Here is a 16943-nt window from a genome sequence, read left to right as displayed (position 1 = left end):
GTTGGTCACATTCGCTCCTGCGTCAAAGGACAGCGTTCTCCTTCGTAAAAGGCCTCCAGCGCATCGGCGAAAACCTCGGCATCCTCATCGTCGCAGGCGCGCTCGAACAGCGTCATCGAACTGCGGAATTTCATCGCGTCGACTTCACCCAGGATATCCTCGGCGCTCATTGTGCCGGCCCATTCCAGCATCGCCTCCGTTGCCTCGAACAGACGCGGTCCGAGTTCCTCGTGCTGACAATAGGCGCGGGCCTCGTCGAGGTCCGCAAGAGCGTATTTCTTCGCCTTGGCGCTGGTCCCCAGACCTTCGATTTGCGGGAAAATGAACCACATCCAATGGCTCTTCTTTTCACCCTCGGCGATCTCCTCGAGTGCTTGCTCGTAGATTCCGCCATCCTGCGCCTTGACGAAGTGGCCGAAGGGATCGTCGGTAGGCATCAGTCGAGGAGCGCGCGCCCCCGGCTCACGAGACCGCATTTCCCGTAGCGGTCACGGCCCGGACCTGGTTCCACAGCATCGAAGCACTCTATGGGCACACCGTGCTGCATGTTCACGCAGCCGTAAAATTCAAAACACATATCGGCCCGCAAGTCTCGATCCATCAATCGTCATCCTCAACATGATCGGGCAGATCGTCGCGATTGGTGGAGGCGAAATCTTCCAACTCGTCTTCCGACATGCTGTCGTACATCTGCTTGGATGCGCCTTGCAATTCCGACACCTTCGTGTCGCCGCGCTTGGCGGAGAGGGCCGCTCCGGCGGCCTTTTGTTGCGCTTTCGATTTTGCTGGCATCAGCCTTGCTCCTTCAATTTGCTGCTGCGCCTGAGCACCTCGTTACCGATCAGTTCTCGATGACTTCGAGCCCGTCTTCGGTAGTGGTCTGGTCCTGCGGTGTTGCAACGGTGTCGTCGCCCAGATCCGTTTCGTCCGGTACGCCGACAATGCTGTCGGTGTTATCGCCACCTTCTTCCATGGACCGGATTTCGCCACTAACAGTGGCCTCTTCCTCCACATCGCCCTGCGTCATCGCCGGGATAATCCAGACGATCGAAAGGAGGATAACTGCCAGCACCAGGCCACCGAGCAGCACCCAGCGGACGACGCCTTCCTTGGAGCCGCCGCTTGCCTCTTGTTCGTCCAAGTGGACGTGGCCATCTTCAGTATGCATCACAAAACCTCCCTGCGAAAAATCCAGTTCGCAGGGTTTACGCGCGTTTGTGTGGAATGTTCCTACGCCTCAGTCGCGCAGTAGATCGTTGATACCGGTTTTTTCGCGAGTTTGCGCGTCGACAGTCTTTACAATGACAGCACAGGCGAGACCTGGGCCGCCGTCCTTTCCCGGCATCGAACCAGGCACTACCACCGAATAGGGCGGGATATGGCCGTGGATGACTTTGCCTGTGTCGCGATATACGATCTTGGTCGACTGCGTGATGAAGACGCCCATGGCGACTACGCTGCCTTCGCCCACGATCACGCCCTCGACGATCTCGCTGCGGGCACCGATAAAGCAATTGTCGCCGATGATGGTGGGGTTGGCCTGCATCGGTTCGAGCACGCCGCCAATCCCGGCTCCGGCCGAGATATGGCAGTTTTCGCCGATCTGCGCGCAGCTTCCGATGCTGGCCCAGGTGTCGACCATAGTGCCCTTGCCGACATAGGCGCCGATGTTGACGAAACTGGGCATCAGCACGCAGCCAGGAGCGATATATGCGCCTTCGCGAGCCACGGCGCCGGGAACGACGCGGAATCCTGCTTCGCGGAAACGCGCATCGTCCCAGCCGGCGAACTTGCTCGGTACCTTGTCGTAGGCGGGATGGCCCGCGCTGCCGCCCTCCATCACGCGGTTATCGTTGAGGCGGAAAGAGAGCAGCACCGCTTTCTTGAGCCACTGATTGACCGTCCAGCCGCCCTTTCCATCGGGCTCTGCCACGCGGCCTTCGCCGCTGTCGAGCAGCTTGAGCGCTGTCTCTACCGCTTCGCGCACGTCCGCGCTTTGCGGCGTGACATTGGCGCGGTCTTCCCACGCGGCTTCGATACGGTTTTCGAGGTCGGCGCTCATGTTTGTCTCCGTCGGAATTTCGGAGAGGTCGTTAGCAGCGTGGGCGCGCTAGTCCATCCCCGCAGCCACGGCAAATTCATGGGCCCGGTCGACCAATGGTCCAACACGCTCGCTCATGGCCTTGGCATGGGCCGAAGAAGCCGTCCCGTCGATCACCCGCTTCTTGATGCCCTGCATGATGCCTGCGAGCCGGAACAGGTTATAGGCGAAATACCAGTCCATTGGCGGAACCGGATAGCCGGTTCGTGCGACATAGCGGTCGACCGCTTCCTGCTGTGACGGGATACCCAGTTCCTCGAGATCGAGGCCGAGCAGTCCGGCCCTGCCATCGTGCGGATTATGCCAGTTGAGCATGAGATAGCTGAAATCGGCAACCGGATCGCCCAGCGTCGACAATTCCCAGTCGAGCACGGCGAGGACCTTATTATCCTCCTTCTCGAAAATGAGGTTGTCGAGCCGGTAGTCACCATGGACCACGCTGCTCTCGTGCTGCGGCGGGATGGTCTGGGGCAGCCAATCTATCAACTGCTCCATCTTCTCCATGTGCTCGGTTTCGGAGAGCTTGTACTGCTTGCTCCACCGGGCGATCTGGCGCGCACAATAGTCGGTAGGCTTGCCGTAGTCGCCGAGTCCGATTTCATCGGGTTTGCGCAGGTGAAGATCCGCCATGGTGTCGATCATGGCATTGTAGATTTCCCGGCGGTCTTCCTTGTCGATACCCGGAAGCGCCCCGTTCCAGAGAGATCGTCCATCGGCGAGGCCCATGACGAAGAACTTCGATCCGATGACTTCGGGGTCCTCGCACAGGCCATAGGTCCTGGGTACGGGGAAGCCGGTCGGCCCGAGCGCATGCATTGCAGTGTATTCCCGGTCCACCGCATGCGCGCTGGGCAGCAGTTTGCCGAAAGGCTGACGGCGAAGGACGTAGGAGCGGTTCGGGGTGTCGATCCTGTAGGTCGGGTTCGACTGACCACCCTTGAACTTCGTGTAGGAAATTGGTCCCTCAAAGTCTTCGACATTGGCCGTGAACCAAGCCGTGAGCGCTTCGAGGTTCAGGCGATCCTTATCCGGCACTTCGACAGTGCCGACCATTTCCTTGTCGTAATCGATATCCGGGCCTGTCGTCATCAGTCGAACACCACAACGCTGCGGGCCGAGGTGCCCTGTTTCATCTTCTCGAAGCCTTCGTTGATCTTCTCGAGCGGGATACGCTCGGCGATGATCGTGTCGAGATCGAGCAAACCGCGCATGTAGAAATCGACGAGGCGCGGCAGATCGACCGGGAAGTGGTTCATGCCCATGATCGCGCCTTGCAGTTTCTTGCCAGAGAGCAGGTCCATCGCGCCGAGGCCGACCTTGCAGTCGAGCGGCATCATGCCGAGGATAGTCGCCGTACCGCCGCGGCGCAGGATCTTCACCGCGAGGTCCGCGCTGGCCTGCCGGCCCACCGCTTCGATGGCGTGATGCACGCCGCCGCCAGAAATTTTCATTACCTGCTCGACCGCATCGTCCGCCATGGCATCGACCGTGTGCGTGGCCCCCAGTGTCTCGGCCAGTGCGCGTTTTTCCGGAATCGGATCGATGGCTATAACCTTGCCCGCGCCGGTGATCTTCGCAGCATTGATTGCGGCAAGGCCGACGCCGCCGCAGCCGATCACGGCCACCGCTTCGCCCGGAACGACCGAGCAGGCATTGAAAATCGCGCCTGCACCAGTCGTCACGGCGCAGCCGATGATCGCCGCGCGGTCGAGCGGCATGCCCTTGTCGATGGCGACGCAGGCATGTTCATGGATCAGCATCTGCTCGCAGAAGGCCGAAAGATTGAGCATCTGTCCGACCGGCGACTTGTCAATCAAGCGCTTGATCCGGGGTGTTTCGGTTGCGGAACGCCTGGTATCGGCCCCCATGCACAGCGCCATCCTGCCGGTGACGCAAAATTCGCAGTGGCCGCAGAAGGCGGAGAGGCAGGAGACCACGTGATCGCCCGGCTTCACCGTCTTCACTTCGCTGCCGACCGCACGGACCACGCCTGCCGCCTCATGACCCGGGATCGCGGGCAGAGGATGCGGGTAGGCGCCTTCGATAAAGTGCAGGTCCGAATGGCACAGCCCGCAGGCCTTGGTGTCGATCAGGACTTCGTGCGGGCCGGGATCGGCCAGTTCGACTTCACCTATGGTCAGGCTGCCGACCTGTTCGAGTATAGCCGCCTTAGCCATCAGCGCGTTGCCCCGATGTCGCCCGAGCTTTGCCGGTCATCGCCGCCGACCGGCCCCTTGCCGTCGCGCAGGGCGTTGGCGGAGGGTCCGGGCTTGGGCATGTGCTTGGCGAATTCCATCCGCGCGATTGAGCGGGCGTGGACTTCGTCCGGCCCGTCGGCGAGGCGCAGCGTGCGCTGGTGGGCATAGGCATTGGCGAGCCCATAATCGTCGGACACGCCGCCGCCGCCATGCGCCTGGATCGCATCGTCGATGATCCGCAGCGCCATATTGGGGGCCTGCACCTTGATCATGGCGATTTCCTGCTTGGCGCTCTTGTTGCCGACCTTGTCCATCATGTCGGCGGCCTTGAGGCAGAGCAGGCGGGTCATGTCGATGTCGATCCGGGCGCGTGCGACGCGCTCTTCCCATACTGAGTGCTTGTAGATCGGCTTGCCGAAAGCCTCGCGCTCCTGCAGACGCTGGCACATCTTGTGGAGCGCTTCCTCGGCCACGCCGATGGTGCGCATGCAGTGATGGATGCGGCCCGGCCCGAGGCGGCCCTGCGCGATCTCGAATCCACGTCCTTCACCCAGCAGCATGTTGGTGACCGGGACGCGCACGTCCTTGAGTTCGACTTCCATATGGCCGTGGGGCGCATCGTCATATCCGAACACGGGCAGGTGGCGCAGCACCGTCACGCCCGGTGCATCCATCGGCATCAGGATCATCGATTGCGCGGCATGGCGGCCCGCCGAAAAATCGGTCTTGCCCATGACGATGGCGACCTTGCAGCGCGGATCGCCAACGCCCGAAGACCACCACTTGCGCCCGTTGATGACATATTCGTCGCCGTCACGCTCGATACGGGTTTCGATATTGGTGGCGTCGGAGGAAGCGGTGAAAGGCTCCGTCATGAGGAAGGCGGAACGGATTTCACCATTCATCAGCGGGGTCAGCCAGCGGTCCTTCTGTTCGCGCGTACCGTAGCGATGGAACACTTCCATATTGCCGGTATCGGGCGCGGAGCAATTGAAGACTTCGGAGGCGAAGCCGATGCGGCCCATTTCCTCGGCACAAAGCGCGTATTCGAGGTTGGTGAGGCCGGGACCTTCGAAATCATAGGTCTCGTCGACATGGTGATGCCCGTCGTTGCGCGGGGGCATGAACAGGTTCCAGATGCCTTCGGCCTTGGCCTTGGCCTTGAGGTCCTCCACCACCTGGATGACCTTCCAGCGCTCTCCCTCGGCATCCTGCGCCTTGTAGGTCGGCACAGCCGGGCGAACGTGATCCTCGATGAAGTTCTTCACCCGGTCGCGCCAGTAAACTTGCCTCTCTGTGGGTTCGAAATCCATCGCTTAATTCCTCTCTTCAAAATCGGTTTCTTCCGGAAACTGGCAGATCATTCGGGCCTCGCCAAGTCCCGTAAAGCAGGGTTCACGGTGTAATCGTGTGGGCATCCGGATCTGCCCTTACGGCATCGCCGATCGGATCGTCTTCCTTTCCTGTTTCGCGCAATCTGCGCGCGGCGACACGTGCTTCATGCTGTTCGCGCGTGATCGGGAAGCGGCTCAGCCAGTATGCTGCAACAAGCATCAGCAAGGTCGAGGTGATCATATACAACCAGACCAGTTGACGCACGGTCCCCTGCGCAACATCGGCCTGGGCCGTGCCGGGAGCAAGATCGATGGACTGGACGATCAGGCTGGTCAGCAGGATACCGCCGCCGGTCGCGCATTTCTGCACCAGCCAGTTTCCGGAATAGAATGTCCCTTCCGCCCGCTTGCCGGTGCGTTCTTCGAAGGCTTCGACAATTTCCGCCACCATCGATGTGGCGGAGATGATCGAGATCACGCTCGCCGTATTGGCGAAGATCAGGAAGACGAAGAGTATGGCTGTCGAGGTCGTCGTCCCCGTTTCCGGCCACAAACCCGCCAGCAGCAGGGCATGGGGGGTGAAATAGAGAGCGAGGCCGGCCAGTGCGCCGACGGCGGCGGATTTCGGCTTACCCCACATACGGTGGAGCGGCCCGACCACGAGGAACATGAGCACCACCGAGAGGAACAGCACCGCCGGGTAGAACATGAAGGCGGTTTCGGAGAACTGCCAGACGTAGAGATTGACATATTGCGTGATCGAAAAGGTCATGCCCTGCGCTACATAGATGGCGAGACCGCCTACTGCGAAAATCAGGAAGGCCTTTTCCCGAAAAGCATCGAAAATCTCGGCGAAGGCGCCCCTCAGCGAGAAGGGCGGCGGTTTCAGCGGGGGCAGGTGGGCTACGGTGCTGTGCTGGCCCGCCGCCGATCCGATTACCGCCAGTGCCATCAGGGCCGCTCCGAAAATCCCGTATTCGGCATAGCCTTCCGGTCGCAGCTGGGCTTCGGGCGTGGGCAGGAATACGCTGAAGGCCATGACCATCATCAGCAGGCCGCCGAGCCACCCGGACAGGAAGCGATAGCGGAACAGGGTGGTGCGGTCGTCGTAATCGTCCGTAATCTCGGGGACGAGGCTGACCGATGGAACTTCGCAGGCCGAGAGCAGGAGGCGAACCCCCACGGCCAATGCGAGAATATCCCAATATCCCGGCGTCCCGGTGAAGGGCGGGGACCACAGCAGCGTCCACAAGAGAGCGAGCGGGATCGGGGCAAGATAGAGCCAGGGCAGGCGGCGCCCCCAGCGCGTATAGGTCCGGTCGGAAAGATGGCCGATCAGCGGATCGACCATCGCATCGACGATCAGCGCCGTCGCCAGCGCCGCGCCCACCGTGCCTGCATCGACACCCAGTACAAGGTTGTAGAACGGCAGCAGGAAGAAGCTGAAACCGGAATCCTTGATCCCGAATGCAACTGCCCCCGATCCGTGAACCAGTTTCAGCCGCTGGGGCAGGGGGCCGGCAATGAATGCCATCAGGCCTTGCTCTGTGCCTGTTTCTGCATGGCATCGAGCGTATCGAACAGACCCGGTACTTCCGGATCCCAGCTGTGCCGCGGGCCGATCGTCAGCCCGCCGTCGACAAGCATGGAGGTGCCGGTCATGAAGCTGGCCGCATCGCTGGCCAGAAAGGCGACCGCTTCGGCGATGTCGCGCGGTTGGCCTCCGCGGGCCACCGGCTGGGCATTGGACGACATCTGCGCAATTGCCGCCTTGGCCGTACGGGCCATCTCTTCGGGAATGTCGAGCGAGGCGGTGAAGATGTTGGTGTTGATGAAGCCGGGCTGCACGGCGTTCACCCGGATGCCGTGCCTCGCAAGATCGGTCGCGGCGCATTTGGTGAGGTGCAGGACACCTGCCTTGGCCACGGCATAGGCGGTAGGAGAATAGCCGGGTCCGACCGCCGCCACGCTCGACACGTTGATGATACTTGCGCCCTTGTGGTGCTTCATGTGCGGAACGGCATAACGGATGCCCATCGCGACGGAGCGTAGCAGCAGGTCCATCGTGCGATCCCACTCGTCGGGTTCGATCTCGTCGATCCCGGGGCGTGCGCCGCCAGCACCCGCATTGTTGAAGACCACGTCGATGCCGCCGGTTTCTTCGGCGGCCCCGTCCATCAGCTTGCGGATATCCTCGATCGAACTGACGTCGCAGTGGCGATAGCGGATGTCGCCATCGGTTTCCTGTTCGAGCGCCTTTCCGCCCGCATCGTCTATATCGGAGGCAAATACGGTCGCGCCCTCGCCGGCGAACAGGCGCGCGGTCTCGGCTCCGATACCGGATGCCGCACCGGTTATCACCACGGTCTTGCCCGTGAATCGCATCGTCTTTCTCCCAGAAATCCTTGGTCTCAAGCTTAGGCGAGCCGCACCTTACGTCAACGCAAACCGCCTGACGCTACGGCATTGCGCTTCCTCATCATCGCCCTTGCGGGAAGGCTGCGAATCACCCTAACGTAAACGTCAACCGAAGAGATCTGAGAGAGGAGTCGGTCATGTCCGATCTGGAAAGCTTCCGCGCCGAAACGCGCGAATGGCTCGAAGCCAATTGTCCCCCCGAAATGCGCGAGGCCGTTCGTGACGAGGGCGACGTCTATTGGGGCGGCCGCAATGCCAAGTTCAAGAACGATGCCCAGAAGGCATGGTTCGAAGCCTGCCGGGACAAGGGCTATACCGTTCCCGAATGGCCCAAGGAATATGGCGGTGCCGGATTGAACCCCGCAGAGGGCAAGATTCTGCGCCAGGAAATGGCCCGCATCGGTGCGCGCCCGCCCCTGTCCAGCTTTGGTATCTGGATGCTCGGCCCGGCGCTGCTCCACTTCGGCACGGAAGGCCAGAAGCAGAGATTCCTCAACGAGATCGCCAATGGCGAAATCCGCTGGTGCCAGGGCTATTCCGAACCGGGCAGCGGTTCAGACCTCGTCTCGATGCAGACTTTCGGCGAGGACAAGGGCGATCACTGGATCGTCAACGGCCAGAAGATCTGGACCTCCTATGCCGACGAGGCCGACTGGATTTTCTGCCTCGTGCGCACCGACAAGCAGAACAAGTACCAGGGCATCACCTTCATGCTGTTCGACATGGCGGGCGAGGGCGTCAGCACCAAGCCGATCAAGCTGATCAGCGGCAACAGCCCGTTTTGCGAGACCTTCTTCGACGATGTGAAGGTGCCCAAGAGCTATGGCGAGGACATTCCCGCTTATGTCGGCGAGATCAATCGCGGCTGGGACGTTGCGAAATACCTGCTGGGCCACGAACGCGAGATGATCTCGGGCGCGGGCGGCGGTGACCGCACCGCAGCCATTGGCGCGGCGATGAAGCGCAATGCTGGCGAACTCGATCCGGTGCTGCGCGCAGAGCTGGCGCAGTTCGATGTCGATGCGCTTTCCTATGCCGCGATGGGCGAGAAGTTCCTCGACGAACTCAAGGTCGGCAAGGCGCATCCCGCGCAGCCGAACATGATGAAATATGTCGGGACCGAGCTGAACAAGCGACGGCACGAACTGATGATGGCAGCGGGCGGCAGCCGCGCTCTCGAATGGGAGAGCGAGGAAACATCCGGCGGCAAGCCGTCGCGCAACTGGCTGCGCACCAAGGCCAATTCGATCGAGGGCGGCACGAGCGAAGTCATGCTCAACGTCATCTCGAAACGTATCCTCGACCTACCGGGAGCCTGATCGATGCCCCTTTATTACGACGAAGACCAGGCGATGCTCGCCGAAAGTGCACAGCAGTTCATGGCCGAAGAAGGCGCGATTGCGAAGCAGCTGCGCCACTGGCGCGACCGCGATTGCAAGGACGGCTTCGGCCACGGATTGTGGAAGCAGTTCGCCGAAATGGGTTTCACCGGAATGCTGGTGGACGAAGACGACGGCGGGCTCGGCATGGGCCATGTTGAGGCGGGGATCGTGCTCGAACAGATCGGGCGCAACCTTACGCCCTCGCCGTTCCTGTCCTCCTCCGTGCTGGCGGCTACCGCGCTCAAGCACGGCAGCGACGATGTCCGGGGGCGCTGGCTACCCGGCCTGATCGAAGGCGAGAAGGTCTATTCGGTCGCTATCGACGAAGGCGCGAAGCATCGCCCCGAAACCATCGCCTGCAAGGCGGAGAAATCGGGCAACGGCTTCCGCCTGTCGGGCAAGAAGGATTTCGTGGTCTATGGCGCCAGCAGCGAGATGATCGTGGTTGCCGCGCGCACTTCGGGCAGCGACAGCGATGCGGACGGCATCACGCTGTTCGCCGTGCCGCAGGATGCCAGCGGCATGAGCCATGACAGCGTCCGGCTGGTCGACAGCTCGATGGCCAGCCATGTCACCTTCGACGGTGTCGAACTCGATGGCGATGCCGTGATCGGCGAAGTCGACGGCGGGCGTGAAGTGCTCAATGCCATGCTCATGGCGGGCCGCGTGGGTGCGGCAGCCGAAGGCGTGGGTGTGGCGCAGGGCGCGATGGACATGACCGTCGACTACCTCAAGCAGCGCAAGCAGTTCGGCAAGCTGATCGGTGAATTCCAGGCGCTGCAGCACCGCGCCGCGCATCTCTATTCCGAAGTCGAGATCGCCCGCGCTGTCACCATCAAGGCGGCCCAGCTGCTCGATGGCGGCAGCGAAAAGGCGGACCTCATGGCAAGCGTGGCCAAGGCCAAGGTCGCCAAGGCGGCCGGCCTTGCGGTCAAGGAAGGCGTGCAGATGCACGGCGGCATCGGCATGACCGACGAATACGACATCGGCCTCTACATGAAACGCGACCGGGCGCTGCAGGAATTCCTCGGCGACCAATATTACCACGCGGGCCGTGTCGCCGAAATGAGCGGCTACTGAGCGGGAGAGACGATATGAACCTCGAAGACATGTTCAGCCTCAAGGGGCGCATTGCCCTCGTTACCGGCGGCAGCCGCGGCATCGGCCGCATGATCGTGGAGGGCTTTCTCGCCGCGGGCGCAGAGCGGGTCTATATCACCGCGCGCAAGGGCGGCGAACTGCACGAAACTGCCGAAGAACTGGGCGACAAGGTCGTTCCGATCCAGGGCGATATCTCGACGCTGGAAGGCATCGATGAACTGGTGGCCGAGATTTCCGCGAAGGAATCCCACCTCGACATCCTCGTCAACAATGCCGGCGCGGCCTGGGGTGCGGATTATCTCGACTTCCCGGAAGAGGGCTGGGACAAGGTCATGGACCTCAACGTCAAGACGCCCTTCTTCCTGACGCAGAAACTGCACAAGCTCCTCACCGCCAATGCCAGCCAGGACAAGCCCGGCAAGGTGATCAACATTGCCAGCATCGACGGCCTGCGTATCAACCCTTGGGAGACCTATTCCTACCAGGCCAGCAAGGCGGCGCTGATCCACCTTACGCGCCGCATGGCCGCGCGGCTGGTGCAGGACCACGTCTATGTCACCGGCATCGCTCCGGGCGCATTCCCGAGCAATATGAACAAGGTCGCGCGCGACCATGCCGAGGCCAGCGCTCAGGGCATCCCGAACAAGCGCGTGGGCGACAAGTTCGATATGGGCGGCAGCTGCGTCTATCTCGCCAGCCGTGCGGGCGACTATACCGTAGGCGAAACGATCGCGGTCGACGGCGGTATCGTCAACGCTCACCTGCCCACGCATTTCGCTGATCCGGCGGGCGGAAGGTAGCTCCGCGCTGCATTCCTGTCTGTTGAGAGGCGGTGTCTCGCTGACTCGAGTTTTCTGGCCGCAGAGCGCATTAGGGGTGATTGTGCCGCGGGATGTGGCTGGTGGCAGAGAGTTCGTAACCAGTTAGCGATCAGGTAGGTTGCGTCCAACCTTGCGCAGTTTTTGTGAGGCGATGTCGAGCACTTGTAGCTTGTCGAGATAGCTTGCAAGGATCACCGGGTCTTCGCTCATCCGGTCCGCCAGCGCATCGAGCATATCGGCGATGCCTTCCAGTTCGTCTCGCGTGGCTGGGCTGGACGGCAAGGCTATTGCCTCTGCGCGCGCATTCGCCGCAGCGTTGGCGGTGGGAGGGCCGCCCTCGAAACGGGGTTTGATCGTTTCGAAAGCGATGTCGACCATCAATTGCGAGTGTGCCTTGTTCGGCAACCAGTCGATCGCGTTCACGAGGCGCTCGAAACGGATCCCTGCTTGCTTGCCTTCGCGGCGGATTATGGTGCCGGTTGCACTTAGCTCGCCTTTGCGCAGCTTCACGCGTTCGCCCACCGGCGGCAAGGTGTCGGCTTCAATCAGAGCTCCGGAATCCGAAATGTTGCGCACACGCACATTGCCGGTCATCCCAGACGAAGACAGGTTCGCAGTAACGAACATCGCCTTGCGCTGATGCGAGCGCTCGTAGTCTTGCGACATATCCCGAGGGGCGAGTGAGTTTTCCATGGCGGCGATCCTTAACTTATCCCAGACTATGGTGAATGGTCCGGGAAAGGCCGGCTAAGAGAAAACGCGTAGTGCTGGCGGGAAGTCGGCATCCCGAGGTCCGATGTCGGGGCCTTTGAGGGCAAGAAGCTTCCGCTTACGGTGCCTCGGCAGGGCAGGGCATTCGAAAAGGGTAGTTAGCTACCCGACTCGCCTTCACACCAAACCGCTTACCCCATCAGTTCTCGCACGAACGGGATCAGGCCTGTCTGGCGCTGGCGCCTCATGCGTTCGGCGTCGAGGATTTCGCGCACCTTGGCGAAGCAATCGTTCACATCCTCGTTGATTACCACATAGTCATAGGCGTCCCAGTGGCTGATCTCGGCGCGGGCGCGTTCCATGCGGGCCTGCACCACTTCTTCGCTGTCCGTCGCCCGGCTACGCAGACGGCGTTCGAGTTCGGCGATGCTGGGCGGCAGGATGAACACGCGTACCACGTCCTGCTGGTCCTTCTGGTAGAGCTGCTGCGTACCCTGCCAGTCGATGTCGAAAAGGAAGTCCTGCCCTTCCTTCAACGCATTGCGGATATGGCCCTTGGGTGTGCCATAGCGGTGGCCGAAGACATGCGCCCATTCGTAGAAATCGTCTTCCTCCACCATACGGTCGAAGGCGGCATCGTCGAGGAAGAAGTAATGCACACCGTCGATTTCGCCCGGGCGCGGCGGGCGGGTGGTTACGCTGACGGATAGTTTGATCGACGGATCGGCAGCCAGCAGCATGCGGCTGATCGTGGTCTTCCCGGCCCCGCTGGGCGAGGAGAGGATGAACATCAATCCGCGCCGGGCGAGTGCGTTGTCGTGACTGTCTGAGGAATCGGCCATGCGCGCCTTTGGGCCAAGCGGCGCGTTCAAATCAAGCCTACTCGTCCGAATGGGCCTGTTCGATCAGGGCACGATCGCCTTTGCGGCGCGATTTTCTTCGCTTCTGGCTGCGGTCGAAGATCGTCTTGGCGAGCGCACCGCCGCCCACCAGCAATGCGCCGGGCAGACTGCGTGTCGCCACCTTGGCGAGTGCGAAGCTGATCGCCTGCTGGCCGAGCGACTTGTTCTTGATCATCTCTCGCGCCGTTTCGCGTCCGTAGCGCCCGCGAAGCATTCCGCGCTCGATTGCATCGCGCATAACGTATGACCCCGCGCGGATCATCAGATCCGCCAGCAGGATGTTGGTCATGGGATTGGTCGACGGGCCGGGTACATTTTCCTCGCGACCACCTGTCGCCTCGCGCGTATTCTCCACGAGATCTGCACCCATTTCCTTGACGTGTCTAACCATTCCCTGTGCACCTTCCGGCGCAGATCAGCCCCCGCGCCTCTACTTCTTCCGGCCGAAATCGACCGAGACGACATTCGAGCCGTCTTCCACACCTGCAACGGGTGCCTGGCGACCCTGTTCCTCGTCATTCCCGGCCTCTTCGGTCGCGGCGGGAGCCATGTCGGCGACGGTCGCCTGGAACTGCAGGCCGAAATCCACCGCCGGATCGACGAATTGCGTGATTGCGGAATAGGGAATGTCGAGTTGCGATGGGATCTGGTTGAAGGACAGGCCGACCGAGAAGCCGTCTTCGCGCACGTTCAAATCCCAGAACTTGTTCTGCAGCACTATGGTCATTTCGTCGGGAAACCGCTCGCGTAGGCTGGCGGGGATCGAAACCCCCGGCGCGTGTGTCTTGAAGGTGATGTAGAAATGGTGCGCACCGGGCAGTTCGCTGCCACTTTGCTCGATTTCGCCCAGTACCCGGCCAACCACTGCGCGCAGGGCCTCCTGCACGATGGTGTCATAGGGAATAAGGCTGTCTGGCGTGTCTTCGCTCATGCTTTCCTAGGTGGAACCGCACGATGCCGTGGTCAAGCGGTTTAAGCCTGTCTTTACCCTGCGAATAGCGGCTATTTCTTGCGCCGCCCACACTGGCGCCTATAGGCAGGCGCTATGCGAACAGGCCGTATCGAAAGAAACACCGCGGAAACGCACATCCTGGTCGAAGTCGACCTTGACGGGACGGGTGCCTATGACATTTCCACCGGGATCGGTTTCCTCGATCACATGGTCGAGCAGTTTTCCAGGCATTCGCTGATCGACGTAACGATGAAGGTCGATGGTGATCTCCATGTCGACCAGCATCACACGACCGAGGACAGCGCGCTGGCCCTGGGACAGGCGCTGGCGCAGGCGCTGGGCGACAAGGGCGGGATTGCGCGTTACGGCAGTGCCTATTCGCCGATGGACGAAACGCTGGCGCGTGTGGCGCTCGATATTTCCGGGCGGCCCTATCTCGTCTGGCGGGCGGGCTTCAGCCAGGAAAAGCTGGGCGAATGGGATACCGAGCTGATCGAGCACTGGTTCCATTCCATCGCGCAGACCTGCGGGCTGACGCTGCATGTCGAATTGCTCTACGGCGCCAATAACCACCATATCTGCGAGAGCATTTACAAGGGCTTCGCCCGCGCCATGCGCGCCGCAGTGGAAATCGATCCGCGCAAGGGCGGGGCGATCCCCAGCACCAAGGGACAGCTCGGTGGGTGAAGTGATCGCGCTGGTCGATTACGGCGCGGGCAATCTGCACTCGGTCGAGAACGCGCTGCGCAAGGTAGGGGCGCAGGTGAAGGTTACGGCCGATCCCGACGTGTTGCGCGCCGCCGACCGGATCGTGCTGCCCGGAGTCGGCAGTTTCGGGGCCTGCGCGGCAGGGCTACGCGCGGAGAAGGGTGCGATCGAAGCAATGCGCGAGCGGGTATTTGTGGGTGGCGCGCCGTTCCTCGGCATTTGCGTGGGCATGCAATTGCTCGCCACGCGCGGGCTGGAATATGGCGAAACGGCGGGGCTCGACTGGATCGAAGGCGAAGTCCGGCTGATCGAGCCGACCGATACCAGCGTGAAAGTGCCGCACATGGGTTGGAACGACGTCGCGCCCACACTGCATGCGAAGAACCATGAGGTGATCGAGCTGGGCGAGGCCTATTTCCTCCATTCCTACCATTTCCATGCCGACAGCGGCCGCGACGTGCTGGCGATGACCGACCATGGCGGCGGGCTGGTTGCCGCAGTCGGGCGCGACAATATCCTCGGGGTGCAGTTCCATCCCGAAAAAAGCCAGAGCTACGGGCTCGGCATCCTGCAACGCTTCCTGGAGTGGAAACCGTGATCGTCTTTCCCGCCATCGACCTGAAGGGAGGCCAGGTCGTGCGCCTTGCGGAGGGCGATATGGACCGCGCGACCGTCTATGGCGACAATCCCGCCGCGCAAGCGGCGCTGTTCGCCGAGGCGGGTGCACAGTACCTGCACGTGGTCGATCTCGACGGCTCCTTCGCCGGCTCGGCGCAGAACCGCGAGGCGGTGGAGAGCATCGTCGAGGCATTTCCCGGTCATGTCCAGCTTGGCGGCGGCATCCGCAAGCGCGAGGATGTGGAAGGATGGTTCGGTGCGGGCGTGTCGCGCATAGTGATGGGTTCTGCGGCCCTCAAGGACCCCGAGTTCGTCAAGGACATGGCGCGCGAGTTCGAAGGCGGCATAGTCGTCGCGGTGGATGCGAAGGACGGCATGGTCGCGACCGAGGGCTGGGCCGAGGTGTCCGACGTGCCCGTGGTCGATCTTGCCCGCCGGTTCGAGGATGCCGGAGTTGCAGCGCTATTGTTCACCGATATCGGGCGCGACGGGCTGCTCAAGGGCGTGAATATCGACGCGACCGTGGAACTGGCGCGGCAGGTAGATATTCCCGTGATCGCAAGCGGCGGGGTGAAGGGTCTGGACGATATCCATGTGCTCTCGCTCTATGCCAAGGAAGGTATCGAGGGCGTGATTACCGGGCGTGCGCTCTATGACGGGCGGTTAGATCTGGCGGCGGCTCTGGCGATGGCGGGGCGGGCGTAGTGCTTTTTGTCGCGATTTTCTTTTTCACCGTTCTGGGACTGGTCACTGCCGGGATCAGCTTTTCCGACCCGCGTTCCATAAAGGTTTGGCCGTGGGGAGAGATAACAGAGGCAGCAAAGCCCCGCTTGTTCTGGATTCTCTCGTTGACGCTTTGCGCGCTGGATCTCGCCCTCTTGTGGTTCATTATTCTGAGCTTTCTCAACAAATGACTGTCCGTATCCGCGTCATTCCCTGTCTCGACGTCGCCGACGGGCGCGTGGTGAAGGGGGTCAATTTCGTCGACCTCAAGGACGCGGGCGATCCGGTGGAGCAGGCGCAGGCCTATGACCGCGCCGGAGCAGACGAACTTTGCTTCCTCGACATTTCCGCCAGCCACGAGGGGCGCGGGACGCTGCTCGACATGGTGCGGCGTACCGCGGCAGTGTGCTTCATGCCGCTGACCGTTGGCGGCGGGGTTCGCAGCGTCGAGGATGCGCGGGCGCTACTACTGGCTGGGGCGGACAAGGTGGCGGTGAATTCCGCAGCCGTCACAAGGCCCGAACTCGTGCGCGAGATTGCGGAGAAATTCGGCAGCCAGTGTATCGTGGCCAGCGTCGATGCGCGCGCCAATACGCAGGGCGAGGGCTTTCGCGGCTGGGAAATCTACACCCACGGCGGGCGAGAGGCCGCCGGCATCGACGCGGTCGAGCATGCGCAAAGGCTGGCCGAACTGGGTGCGGGCGAACTGCTCGTCACCTCGATGGACGGTGACGGGACGAAGCAGGGATACGACCTCGAACTGACCCGCGCGATTGCAGACAGTGTTTCCGTACCCGTCATCGCCAGCGGCGGTGTGGGCACGCTCGACCATCTCGTCGAAGGGGTGACGCAGGGCCATGCCAGCGCCGTGCTCGCCGCCTCGATCTTCCATTTCGGCCAGCATTCGATCGGCGAGGCGCACCGCGCCCTGCGCGCGGCGGGCTTGCCTGCGCGCGGCTGATACCGCACACGGG

21 protein-coding genes are annotated in these 16943 nt (G+C 62.0%); 8 read left to right on the top strand and 13 right to left on the bottom strand.

The annotated features are described in order from the left end of the window. Positions 1–5: 5 nt before the first annotated feature. The 9 genes from K3180_RS02115 to K3180_RS02075 all read right to left on the bottom strand — a co-directional run bounded on the left by K3180_RS02115 (position 6) and on the right by K3180_RS02075 (position 8018). Positions 6–437, bottom strand: a complete 432-nt coding sequence (locus K3180_RS02115) for a DUF1810 domain-containing protein (RefSeq protein ID WP_221537990.1) — start codon at positions 435–437, stop codon at positions 6–8. A gap of 163 nt (positions 438–600) precedes the next feature. After that, on the bottom strand, positions 601–792 hold the full coding sequence (locus K3180_RS02110; protein WP_221537989.1) for a DUF3008 family protein: 192 nt from the start codon (positions 790–792) through the stop codon (positions 601–603). A gap of 49 nt (positions 793–841) precedes the next feature. After that, on the bottom strand, positions 842–1168 hold the full coding sequence (locus tag K3180_RS02105; RefSeq protein ID WP_221537988.1) for a hypothetical protein: 327 nt from the start codon (positions 1166–1168) through the stop codon (positions 842–844). A 69-nt stretch (positions 1169–1237) separates the two neighbouring features. Beyond that, positions 1238–2062, bottom strand: coding sequence for a 2,3,4,5-tetrahydropyridine-2,6-dicarboxylate N-succinyltransferase (gene dapD, locus K3180_RS02100; RefSeq protein ID WP_221537987.1), 825 nt, complete (start codon positions 2060–2062; stop codon positions 1238–1240). A 48-nt stretch (positions 2063–2110) separates the two neighbouring features. Next, a complete protein-coding gene (locus K3180_RS02095) occupies positions 2111–3190 on the bottom strand; it encodes a phosphotransferase family protein (protein WP_221537986.1) in 1080 nt (359 codons plus the stop codon). Continuing rightward, positions 3190–4278, bottom strand: a complete 1089-nt coding sequence (locus K3180_RS02090; protein WP_221537985.1) for a Zn-dependent alcohol dehydrogenase — start codon at positions 4276–4278, stop codon at positions 3190–3192. The genes K3180_RS02095 and K3180_RS02090 overlap by 1 nt, the downstream gene beginning before the upstream one ends. Next, complete coding sequence (locus K3180_RS02085; protein WP_221537984.1) at positions 4278–5612, bottom strand: acyl-CoA dehydrogenase family protein; 1335 nt, start codon at positions 5610–5612, stop codon at positions 4278–4280. The genes K3180_RS02090 and K3180_RS02085 overlap by 1 nt, the downstream gene beginning before the upstream one ends. Positions 5613–5694: 82 nt before the next feature. Further along, positions 5695–7167 carry an MFS transporter gene (locus K3180_RS02080; protein ID WP_221537983.1) on the bottom strand — a complete coding sequence of 491 codons (1473 nt, stop codon included), beginning with the start codon at positions 7165–7167 and terminating at the stop codon, positions 5695–5697. After that, positions 7167–8018, bottom strand: a complete 852-nt coding sequence (locus K3180_RS02075; RefSeq protein ID WP_221537982.1) for an SDR family NAD(P)-dependent oxidoreductase — start codon at positions 8016–8018, stop codon at positions 7167–7169. Before K3180_RS02075 ends, K3180_RS02080 begins: the two co-directional genes overlap by 1 nt. Positions 8019–8188: 170 nt before the next feature. On the opposite strand from K3180_RS02075, the gene K3180_RS02070 reads away from it, so the two are divergent. The 3 genes from K3180_RS02070 to K3180_RS02060 are packed head-to-tail and all read left to right on the top strand — an operon-like array spanning position 8189 to position 11334. Further along, a complete protein-coding gene (locus tag K3180_RS02070) occupies positions 8189–9370 on the top strand; it encodes an acyl-CoA dehydrogenase family protein (RefSeq protein ID WP_221537981.1) in 1182 nt (393 codons plus the stop codon). A 3-nt stretch (positions 9371–9373) separates the two neighbouring features. Continuing rightward, positions 9374–10513 carry an acyl-CoA dehydrogenase family protein gene (locus K3180_RS02065; RefSeq protein WP_221537980.1) on the top strand — a complete coding sequence of 380 codons (1140 nt, stop codon included), beginning with the start codon at positions 9374–9376 and terminating at the stop codon, positions 10511–10513. A 14-nt stretch (positions 10514–10527) separates the two neighbouring features. Then, positions 10528–11334 carry an SDR family oxidoreductase gene (locus tag K3180_RS02060; protein WP_221537979.1) on the top strand — a complete coding sequence of 269 codons (807 nt, stop codon included), beginning with the start codon at positions 10528–10530 and terminating at the stop codon, positions 11332–11334. 123 nt (positions 11335–11457) lie between these two features. On the opposite strand, the gene K3180_RS02055 is transcribed toward K3180_RS02060, so the two are convergent. From K3180_RS02055 to K3180_RS02040, 4 genes are all read right to left on the bottom strand, one after another. Beyond that, complete coding sequence (locus tag K3180_RS02055) at positions 11458–12048, bottom strand: PilZ domain-containing protein (protein ID WP_221537978.1); 591 nt, start codon at positions 12046–12048, stop codon at positions 11458–11460. 209 nt (positions 12049–12257) lie between these two features. Beyond that, positions 12258–12908, bottom strand: a complete 651-nt coding sequence (gene gmk, locus K3180_RS02050; RefSeq protein WP_221537977.1) for a guanylate kinase — start codon at positions 12906–12908, stop codon at positions 12258–12260. 37 nt (positions 12909–12945) lie between these two features. Beyond that, a complete protein-coding gene (locus K3180_RS02045) occupies positions 12946–13359 on the bottom strand; it encodes a hypothetical protein (RefSeq protein WP_221537976.1) in 414 nt (137 codons plus the stop codon). A gap of 39 nt (positions 13360–13398) precedes the next feature. Further along, positions 13399–13899, bottom strand: a complete 501-nt coding sequence (locus K3180_RS02040; RefSeq protein ID WP_221537975.1) for an SspB family protein — start codon at positions 13897–13899, stop codon at positions 13399–13401. A 114-nt stretch (positions 13900–14013) separates the two neighbouring features. On the opposite strand from K3180_RS02040, the gene hisB reads away from it, so the two are divergent. Genes hisB through hisF form a run of 5 tightly spaced genes read left to right on the top strand, consistent with a single transcriptional unit; the run spans position 14014 to position 16930 of the window. Further along, the gene (hisB, locus tag K3180_RS02035; RefSeq protein WP_221537974.1) at positions 14014–14607 is read left to right on the top strand and encodes an imidazoleglycerol-phosphate dehydratase HisB; all 594 of its coding nucleotides are present in this window, start codon (positions 14014–14016) and stop codon (positions 14605–14607) included. Then, entirely contained in the window at positions 14600–15226 is a 627-nt protein-coding gene (hisH, locus tag K3180_RS02030) for an imidazole glycerol phosphate synthase subunit HisH (protein ID WP_221537973.1), read from the top strand. The genes hisB and hisH overlap by 8 nt, the downstream gene beginning before the upstream one ends. Further along, positions 15223–15951 carry a 1-(5-phosphoribosyl)-5-[(5-phosphoribosylamino)methylideneamino]imidazole-4-carboxamide isomerase gene (gene hisA, locus K3180_RS02025; RefSeq protein WP_221537972.1) on the top strand — a complete coding sequence of 243 codons (729 nt, stop codon included), beginning with the start codon at positions 15223–15225 and terminating at the stop codon, positions 15949–15951. The genes hisH and hisA overlap by 4 nt, the downstream gene beginning before the upstream one ends. Next, on the top strand, positions 15951–16160 hold the full coding sequence (locus tag K3180_RS02020; protein WP_221537971.1) for a hypothetical protein: 210 nt from the start codon (positions 15951–15953) through the stop codon (positions 16158–16160). The genes hisA and K3180_RS02020 overlap by 1 nt, the downstream gene beginning before the upstream one ends. Continuing rightward, complete coding sequence (gene hisF / locus K3180_RS02015) at positions 16157–16930, top strand: imidazole glycerol phosphate synthase subunit HisF (protein WP_221537970.1); 774 nt, start codon at positions 16157–16159, stop codon at positions 16928–16930. The genes K3180_RS02020 and hisF overlap by 4 nt, the downstream gene beginning before the upstream one ends. Positions 16931–16943: the final 13 nt, after the last annotated feature.

The organism is Qipengyuania huizhouensis (genome assembly GCF_019711635.1).
Lineage (GTDB): Bacteria > Pseudomonadota > Alphaproteobacteria > Sphingomonadales > Sphingomonadaceae > Qipengyuania > Qipengyuania huizhouensis.
Note: the sequence above shows the minus strand (reverse complement) of the source record. Positions and strands in the feature narration are given on the sequence as shown.

Excerpts from the sequence above, each read along its gene's own strand:
- dapD (WP_221537987.1), bottom strand. The coding sequence starts at position 2,062 with ATGAGCGCCGACCTCGAAAACCGTATCGAAGCCGCGTGGGAAGACCGC.
- K3180_RS02060 (WP_221537979.1), top strand. The coding sequence starts at position 10,528 with ATGAACCTCGAAGACATGTTCAGCCTCAAGGGGCGCATTGCCCTCGTT.
- hisF (WP_221537970.1), top strand. The coding sequence starts at position 16,157 with ATGACTGTCCGTATCCGCGTCATTCCCTGTCTCGACGTCGCCGACGGG.
- K3180_RS02065 (WP_221537980.1), top strand. The coding sequence starts at position 9,374 with ATGCCCCTTTATTACGACGAAGACCAGGCGATGCTCGCCGAAAGTGCA.
- hisB (WP_221537974.1), top strand. The coding sequence starts at position 14,014 with ATGCGAACAGGCCGTATCGAAAGAAACACCGCGGAAACGCACATCCTG.
- K3180_RS02045 (WP_221537976.1), bottom strand. The coding sequence starts at position 13,359 with ATGGTTAGACACGTCAAGGAAATGGGTGCAGATCTCGTGGAGAATACG.
- K3180_RS02095 (WP_221537986.1), bottom strand. The coding sequence starts at position 3,190 with ATGACGACAGGCCCGGATATCGATTACGACAAGGAAATGGTCGGCACT.
- K3180_RS02090 (WP_221537985.1), bottom strand. The coding sequence starts at position 4,278 with ATGGCTAAGGCGGCTATACTCGAACAGGTCGGCAGCCTGACCATAGGT.
- K3180_RS02115 (WP_221537990.1), bottom strand. The coding sequence starts at position 437 with ATGCCTACCGACGATCCCTTCGGCCACTTCGTCAAGGCGCAGGATGGC.
- K3180_RS02075 (WP_221537982.1), bottom strand. The coding sequence starts at position 8,018 with ATGCGATTCACGGGCAAGACCGTGGTGATAACCGGTGCGGCATCCGGT.
- K3180_RS02085 (WP_221537984.1), bottom strand. The coding sequence starts at position 5,612 with ATGGATTTCGAACCCACAGAGAGGCAAGTTTACTGGCGCGACCGGGTG.
- gmk (WP_221537977.1), bottom strand. The coding sequence starts at position 12,908 with ATGGCCGATTCCTCAGACAGTCACGACAACGCACTCGCCCGGCGCGGA.
- K3180_RS02055 (WP_221537978.1), bottom strand. The coding sequence starts at position 12,048 with ATGGAAAACTCACTCGCCCCTCGGGATATGTCGCAAGACTACGAGCGC.
- K3180_RS02070 (WP_221537981.1), top strand. The coding sequence starts at position 8,189 with ATGTCCGATCTGGAAAGCTTCCGCGCCGAAACGCGCGAATGGCTCGAA.
- K3180_RS02110 (WP_221537989.1), bottom strand. The coding sequence starts at position 792 with ATGCCAGCAAAATCGAAAGCGCAACAAAAGGCCGCCGGAGCGGCCCTC.
- K3180_RS02080 (WP_221537983.1), bottom strand. The coding sequence starts at position 7,167 with ATGGCATTCATTGCCGGCCCCCTGCCCCAGCGGCTGAAACTGGTTCAC.
- K3180_RS02105 (WP_221537988.1), bottom strand. The coding sequence starts at position 1,168 with ATGCATACTGAAGATGGCCACGTCCACTTGGACGAACAAGAGGCAAGC.
- K3180_RS02040 (WP_221537975.1), bottom strand. The coding sequence starts at position 13,899 with ATGAGCGAAGACACGCCAGACAGCCTTATTCCCTATGACACCATCGTG.